Origin of the sequence: Pseudomonas sp. (assembly GCF_050739995.1) — a bacterium.
Lineage (GTDB): Bacteria > Pseudomonadota > Gammaproteobacteria > Pseudomonadales > Pseudomonadaceae > Aquipseudomonas.
On the sequence record NZ_JBOICG010000383.1, the window covers coordinates 1 to 6,594 of the forward strand.

The following is a 6,594-nucleotide window of genomic DNA, read 5'->3' on the forward strand; positions in this document are numbered from 1 at the left end:
GGGTTCTACAGGGCGAATTGCGCGAAGTTCACGCCTGCACCCGCCGGCCTCACATCCTTCAAGAACGAATCCTTGTCCGCGCTCAGCTCCAGGGTAATCTCCGGCTTGCGCTTGCCCGCATTGCGCACCACCAGTCCTTCGAGCTTCTCGCGAAGGAATACCGTCGGCACCTTCAGGTGCAGCAACTGGTCGGTCTCGGCGTTGTGCATCAACAGATGAATCCACTCGTACTGGCCCACGGCAATACGGCCCACCGGCAGGTCGAACCACCAGATGTTGCGCTTGCGGTCCAGGTCGGTGAAGTGGCAGTTGTTGACGCCGAGTACGGCACCGCCCAGTTCGGTGTTTCTGCGGGCGATAGCCTGTGCTTTATTGAGTTTCATAACCTTCCTACGGGATCTGTTATTCAGCGTTATAGCCTGAATGTGCGGGGCATTCTCGTGGGTTGGCTGTAAAACATAAAGCCAAACCTGCGGCTTTCGATGAAATGCGTGCCGAAAAATAATTGAAACTCCGCCGAACGGCCTCGGGTCAATCTCTAGGTAACGACCAAAACCCTTGATTGTTCTTAGGAGAAATACCATGGGCAGCACAGCGGATAAGGCAAAAGGTTTGAAAGACGAAGGCATTGGCAACATCAAGCAAGGCATCGGCAAAGTCACCGGCAACGACAAACTGCGCGCTGAAGGCGTGGTGCAGGAAAAGAAAGGCCAAGTCGAAAAAGCGATCGGCGACACTAAGGACGCGGTCAAGAAAGCGACCAAATAAGCTCGCAGTCTTGCTGTCTGACGGCCATCCACGGATGGCCGTTTTTATGTCACATGCAGTGAATAAAGTTTCGAAATTGTTTCAAGGTCGCGAAATGGGCTACCTTGATGTAGAAAACGGCCCCTGAGTCGCCCCCGAACTCAATCTTTTGCGGCGAAAGGAGACGCTATGATTTTTCCGGTACTCGATGGTCTCAAACTGCACAAAGTGCTGGTGCGCACCGTCAAGGAATTCCTCGATGACGAAATGCCCACCTACGCCTCGGCACTGGCCTACCAGATGCTGTTCTCCCTGTTTCCCTTCCTGCTGTTCCTGATTGCCCTGATCGGTTTCCTGCACTTGCCGGACTTTTTCACTTGGCTGCGCATGCAGTCGGAGTTGGTGCTGCCGCCCCAGGCCCTGGAGCAGGTCAACCCGGTGATCGACCAGTTGCAGCAATCCAAGGGTGGCCTGCTTTCAGTGGGTATCGTGATTGCCTTGTGGACCGCCTCCGCTGGCGTACGCCTGATGATGAGCGCGATGAATGCGGCCTACGACGTGGTCGAAGGTCGGCCGATCTGGAAGCGCTTCCCGCTGTCGGTTTTCTACACCGTCGGCATCGCCGGCATGTTGCTTGCCGCTGCCGCGTTGATGGTGCTGGGCCCGCAAGTGATGGAGTGGCTCGCCGGGCAGATCGGCATGGAAGAATTCGTAGTCACCCTGTGGACGATCCTGCGTTGGCCGTTGATCGTGATTTTGCTGATGTTCGCCGTGGCCCTCATGTACTACGTGATGCCTGACGTGGAGCAGAAATTCCGTTTCATCACCCCAGGCTCTGTGCTGGCCGTGGTGGTATGGATCGTCGCCTCTCTGGGCTTCGGCTACTACGTGAAAACCTTCGCCGATTACAACGCGATGTATGGCAGTATCGGTGCGATCATCGTCCTGCTCCTGTACTTCTACATTTCTGCCGCCGTGCTGCTGCTGGGCGCGGAGATGAATGCCGTGATCGAACACATGTCGGCCGAAGGCAAGGACCCAGGGAAAAAGGCGTTCGGTGAACACACGGACACGGATGAAAAACAGCATGTCTCAGGCCTAGGCCGGGACCACTCCAAACCCACTGCCGACGAAGTCTGATCGATGATCCGTGAAATCCTGAAAATGGGCGACGAGCGCCTGCTGCGTATCGCGCCACCGGTCCCACCGGAAATGTTCGACAGCCCTGAGCTGTGGCAATTGATCGATGACATGTTCCAGACCATGGAGCACGTCGGCGGTGTCGGCCTGGCCGCACCGCAGATCGGTGTCGACCTGCAATTGGTGATCTTTGGTTTCGAGGCCAGTGAGCGCTACCCGGACGCGCCTCCGGTACCGCAGACCATCCTGATCAACCCGCTGATCACGCCGCTCAGTCCGGTGCTGGAAGAGGGTTACGAAGGCTGCCTGTCCGTGCCCGGCATGCGCGGTGCGGTGAACCGTTACCAGCAGATTCGCTACGAGGGTTTCGACCCCAAGGGTGAGCCGATTGTGCGGGTTGCCGACGGCTTCCATGCGCGGGTGGTGCAGCACGAATGCGATCACCTGATTGGCCGGTTATACCCGTCGCGAATTACCGACTTCAGCAAGTTCGGGTTTATCGAAGTGATGTTTCCCGACATGGACCCGACAGCCGACGAATAACTGTCAGGCACACTGAGATCCAAATGTGGGAGGGGGCAAGCCCCCTCCCACATTGAGTCCATGTTCAGCTTTGGTTATTTGGCCGGTTTGACGAACCGCAACGTCATCCGATCCGACTCCCCAATCGCCAGGTACTTGGCCTTATCCAGCTCGCCCAGTTTCAACGTCGGCGGCAAGGTCCACACGCCACCGGGGTAATCCTTGGTGTCCTTCGGGTTGGCATTCACTTCACTTTGCCCAGCCAGTTGGAACCCGGCATCCGTCGCCAGCTTTACCACCTGCGCAGTGGTCAGGTAACCACTGTCCTTGATCGCCTCCAGGTCTGCTCCGTCCTTGGCCCGGTGATCCTCCACACCCAATACACCACCCGGTTTCAACACGGTGTAGAACGCGCTGAAGGTTGCTGCGGCCGTATCGGCCGCTACCCAGTTATGCACATTGCGAAAAGTCAGCACGGCGTCGGCCGAGGCCGGTTTGCCGAAGATCGGTGCCTTGGGGTTGAACTCCACCACTTCGGCCTTGGCGTAGCGCGCCGGGTCAGCCGCGAATTTCTTTTTCAGGTTTTCTTCGGACGTGCGCGCATAGGCACTGCTGGTGGCGGCTTGCACGGCAGCGATGTAATGCCCGTGATCCTTGAGCAATGGCGCCAGCACTTCGCTGTACCAACCACCGCCGGGGGTGATTTCGATCACGCGTTGCTGGGCGCTCAAGCCAAAGAACTCCAGGGTCTGCTGCGGATGGCGATAACCATCGCGCGCGCTGTTGGCCGGGGCGCGCCAGCTGCCAGCGAGTACGCTTTGGTACTGCTTGGCGCTGATCGGCGCGTCGGCGGCCTGGCTGAAGGTGGGGAGCAGGAGGGCGGTAAGGGACAGCACTGCAAACGTCGTTTTCATGATCATCCGATAAGTGGGCCACTGTGCCGTCGAGGCTAGCATGGGCCCATGCTCGGCTGATCACACATTATGCGAGGTCGACCTCACCAAACGATCTAAGCCCATGGCGATCATTGGCTTGTTGCGCTTGTAGCGCACCAGTCGTTCGCTGAGGGATTGGGGCAGCACCGTGTCTTGGGTGAACCCCATGCGTTGATACAACGCTTCCAGATCCGGATGGCACAGCAGCCACACCGTGCCGTCCACTGAAGCCACCGCCTGAAGAATCAAGCGTGCCGCCAACCCTTTGCCTCGATAGGCCGGGGCCACAAACACTCCGGTCAACCACTGTCCACCGATCACCGGGGTCAAACACAGGCCACCTACAATCTCGCCGTCTCGGGCCACCCACAAATGCCCGCCCTTGAGCGCCTTCATCGACGAATCATGGCTGCGGTAAAACTTGTTCAGCAGCGGCCATAGAGGCTCTGCCAGCAGATCGATGGTCAACTCGGGCATAGTGTTCAGGCAACGTAATCAAGGGGCGAAGATTATAAGCGCCTTCTGTAGCGCAATAGGTGTTATACCCAGTGCTACATCCCCTACATGTGGAGTACGCATCATGGCCAAAGGTATGGATTCAAAGAAAGCGGCGAAGAAAAAACCGGCAAAGACTGCCGATGAAAAACGCGCCGACAAGAAAGCCAAAAAATCCGAAACCGGGGTGTTCGGCCATTAAGTTCCAAGCTTAGAACCAAACGATCTGCAAGATTTTCCGGCCTCAATGCACAGAGCAGGAAACACCTGCTCTGAGCTGCCAATGGCCAACTATCTTGATCTGACCCAACGCCGGGAAATCGAAGCCCTGGTCCAATGTTTTACTGCAAGAACCGAGTGGCCGACCTGGCTGCTGTTGATCGGCGTGTATGCCGGCTGGTTCGCCGTGATACTCGGCAGCCACTGGCTGGGCCTGTGGTTGAGCACACTGCTGCTGGTCCCCCTGGTGACGTTGTGGCTGTCGGTGCAACACGAGCTGCTCCACGGCCATCCCACCCGTTCCCCGTTGATCAACAAGCTGCTCGGCTATGCACCGTTTGCCGTGTGGTATCCCTACACGCTGTATCGCGACAGCCACCTGTTGCACCACAACGATGAAGACCTGACGCTGCCCGGTGTCGACCCGGAAAGCCGCTACCTGAACCAGCACCAATGGGACAACAGCTCGCTGTTCGAGCGTGGTGTGCATTGGCTGACCAAAACCGTGCTTGGCCGTTTCCTGCTGGCGGCACCGCTGGCGATAGGGCGACTGTCTCGCCATGAGTTCCAACGCCTGCCCCAGGTGTGGCCGATGTGGCTGGCCCATAGCGCCGTCACCCTGCTGATGTTGACCTTCATCGCCCACTACAGCGCGCTGCCGGTGTGGCACTACCTGCTGCTGGTCACCGCGCCGGCCTTGTCGCTGGCTTCGATCCGTTCCTACTATGAGCACCGCCCGCATCTGCAACCGGAACAGCGCACCGTACTCAATGAAGCGTCCTGGCCCTGGACCTGGCTGTTCCTCAACAACAACCTGCACCTGGTGCACCATGACTTGCCCAAGTTGCCTTGGTATTTGCTGCCCCAGGTCTACCGCGCCCGGCGCGAGCAATGGGTGGCGCGCAGCGGTGGTTTCCTGGTGCAGGGGTACGGCCAGTTGATCAGCCGCCACGGCCTCAAGGCCATCGACAGCCCCCGGCATCCTTTCGCTTGAGAGACGACCATGAGTGATCACTACGCGGAGCTGCTGATGTACGTCGCGCCCGCCGCCGTGCAACAGGCCAATCAACAATGGCTGATACGCATCCTTGAGCGCTTGGGCTTGAGCCGCCGAAATGCCGACCACCTCGATCTGCACAGCCTGTGGCTGGCACCCGAACTGCTCGTGAGCCAAACCTGCGGCTACCCGCTGATGACCCAGCTGCGCGGCCAGGTGCGTGTGATTGGCCGCCCACGCTACGAACTCCCCTATAGCAGCCATGGCGACCATTGCAGCCTGTTGCTCACCCGCGACGACAACCCGCGCACCACCCTGGCGGACTTTCACAACAGCCGCGGCGTGATCAACGGCCACGACTCCAACAGCGGCATGAACCTGCTGCGCGAACGTCTGGCGCCGTTGCAGCGCGACGGCCGCTTCTTCGCCAGCGTCGACATCAGCGGTGCCCACCGTGAAAGCCTGCGCTGGTTGCGCGAAGGCCGAGCGGACCTGGCCGCGATCGACAGCGTCACCTACGACTACCTGGCCCGCTTCGCCCCGCAGGAAGTGGCCGGGCTGCGTATCGTCACCCAGAGTGCGCCGAGCCCGACCTTGCCCTACATCGGTCCTTCGACCTTGAGTGACGAACGCATCACACAGATACGGGAGGCGATGAACCTGGCATTGCGGGACTTGCCGCAAGTGGTTGAAACGCTGGGTATCCAGGCCGTCCTGCCCGCCAGCGAAGACGACTACCAAGTGCTTTTGCGCTATCAGCAGGAAGCCGCCGATGCCGGTTATTCAAAGCTTCAATAAGGTTATATAAAAATGCATTTTAAATATTATTAAAGAATAAGAAGCCTTGCTAGGATCGCTCCACCGGAACACCGGACATAACGCGCAACCTACTCAAATGGAGCCACTATGTCCGGCGCCGACACTTCTCACAGCGATTACGTGGGCGGATTGTTCCGCAGTCATTACGACTGGCTGTGCAGCCGCCTGCACCGCCATCTCGACTCCCGTGCACACGCCGAAGACATCGCTGCCGACACCTTTGTCCAACTGCTGGGCGCGCCGGGCGTGGTGCCGATCCGCCAACCCCGTGCCTTGCTCACCACCATTGCCCAGCGCCTGATGTATCAACTGTGGCGCCGCCGTGACCTGGAACGTGCCTACCTCGACGCCCTGGACTACGACGAAGCGTGCAGCACGCCGTCCCCCGAAGACCTGGCGCAAATGATCGAAGCCTTGCAAACCATCGACCAGTTACTCGACGGCTTGCCGGCCAAGGTCAAGGCGACCTTCCTGTTGTCCCAACTCAATGGCCTGACCTATCCGGAGATCGCCGCCGAACTGGGGATTTCCCAGCGTTCGGTCAGCGACTACATGGCCCGTGCCTTCAACAGCCGCCTGCGCCAGACCCCGGGCCAGCAATACAGCTACCTGTCACCGACCGCGCCGGAAGGGGCGTTCTATTACACGCGGCTCAGTTATGACTTTTAACAAAACTTGAACAGCGCACCGATCCCATGTGGGAGCTGGCTTGTGTGGGAG

Annotated in this window: 9 protein-coding genes; 6 read left to right on the forward strand and 3 right to left on the reverse strand. The window is 59.0% G+C overall.

Features of this window, described 5'->3' with window-relative positions:
• Window positions 1-5 precede the first annotated feature (5 nt).
• A complete protein-coding gene (locus tag ACRESD_RS12710) occupies window positions 6-383 on the reverse strand; it encodes a hypothetical protein (RefSeq protein ID WP_431751213.1) in 378 nt (125 codons plus the stop codon).
• A gap of 199 nt (window positions 384-582) precedes the next feature.
• On the opposite strand from ACRESD_RS12710, the gene ACRESD_RS12715 reads away from it, so the two are divergent.
• The 3 genes from ACRESD_RS12715 to def all read left to right on the forward strand — a co-directional run bounded on the left by ACRESD_RS12715 (window position 583) and on the right by def (window position 2,430).
• Entirely contained in the window at window positions 583-768 is a 186-nt protein-coding gene (locus tag ACRESD_RS12715) for a CsbD family protein (RefSeq protein WP_431751214.1), read from the forward strand.
• Window positions 769-936: 168 nt separating this feature from the next.
• Window positions 937-1,887, forward strand: coding sequence for a YihY/virulence factor BrkB family protein (locus ACRESD_RS12720; protein WP_431751215.1), 951 nt, complete (start codon window positions 937-939; stop codon window positions 1,885-1,887).
• Window positions 1,888-1,890: 3 nt separating this feature from the next.
• Window positions 1,891-2,430 carry a peptide deformylase gene (def, locus tag ACRESD_RS12725; protein ID WP_431751216.1) on the forward strand — a complete coding sequence of 180 codons (540 nt, stop codon included), beginning with the start codon at window positions 1,891-1,893 and terminating at the stop codon, window positions 2,428-2,430.
• 74 nt (window positions 2,431-2,504) lie between these two features.
• On the opposite strand, the gene ACRESD_RS12730 is transcribed toward def, so the two are convergent.
• Window positions 2,505-3,323 (reverse strand): class I SAM-dependent methyltransferase, encoded by an 819-nt coding sequence (locus tag ACRESD_RS12730; RefSeq protein ID WP_431751217.1) that lies wholly within the window; start codon window positions 3,321-3,323, stop codon window positions 2,505-2,507.
• A gap of 60 nt (window positions 3,324-3,383) precedes the next feature.
• Window positions 3,384-3,821: a GNAT family N-acetyltransferase gene (locus tag ACRESD_RS12735; RefSeq protein ID WP_431751218.1), complete on the reverse strand. Its 438-nt coding sequence runs from the start codon at window positions 3,819-3,821 to the stop codon at window positions 3,384-3,386.
• 301 nt (window positions 3,822-4,122) lie between these two features.
• Here ACRESD_RS12735 and ACRESD_RS12740 point away from each other — a divergent pair, with 301 nt between their 5' ends.
• The 3 genes from ACRESD_RS12740 to ACRESD_RS12750 all read left to right on the forward strand — a co-directional run bounded on the left by ACRESD_RS12740 (window position 4,123) and on the right by ACRESD_RS12750 (window position 6,543).
• Window positions 4,123-5,052 (forward strand): fatty acid desaturase, encoded by a 930-nt coding sequence (locus ACRESD_RS12740; protein ID WP_431751219.1) that lies wholly within the window; start codon window positions 4,123-4,125, stop codon window positions 5,050-5,052.
• A 9-nt stretch (window positions 5,053-5,061) separates the two neighbouring features.
• Complete coding sequence (locus ACRESD_RS12745; protein WP_431751220.1) at window positions 5,062-5,853, forward strand: phosphate/phosphite/phosphonate ABC transporter substrate-binding protein; 792 nt, start codon at window positions 5,062-5,064, stop codon at window positions 5,851-5,853.
• 108 nt (window positions 5,854-5,961) lie between these two features.
• Entirely contained in the window at window positions 5,962-6,543 is a 582-nt protein-coding gene (locus tag ACRESD_RS12750; RefSeq protein ID WP_431751221.1) for a sigma-70 family RNA polymerase sigma factor, read from the forward strand.
• Window positions 6,544-6,594: the final 51 nt, after the last annotated feature.